1 rRNA gene is annotated in these 238 nt (G+C 40.8%); it reads left to right on the top strand.

Annotated features, from left to right (window positions below):
* Positions 1–179: 179 nt before the first annotated feature.
* A 5S ribosomal RNA gene (rrf, locus tag AACW90_RS23170) occupies positions 180–238 on the top strand; the annotation flags it as partial.

Here is a 238-nt window from a genome sequence, read left to right as displayed (position 1 = left end):
GTAAGCGTTGTGAGGCGTTGAGCTAACCTGTACTAATTGCCCGTGAGGATTAACCATACAACACCCAATGGGTTTTGTGGACTCAATGCAAGAACATTGAATGTGTGCGAACTTTTATTTAAGTCAGTAATCCAGATTATTAAAGTTTTCTAAATTATTAGGAAACTTTACCAAATTTGCTTGGCGACCATAGCATTGTGGACCCACCTGATCCCATGCCGAACTCAGAAGTGAAACG

It is taken from the genome of Vibrio frigidus (genome assembly GCF_042465995.1).
In the GTDB taxonomy this organism is placed as follows: domain Bacteria; phylum Pseudomonadota; class Gammaproteobacteria; order Enterobacterales; family Vibrionaceae; genus Vibrio.
This window is presented reverse-complemented; position numbering and strand designations above follow the sequence as displayed.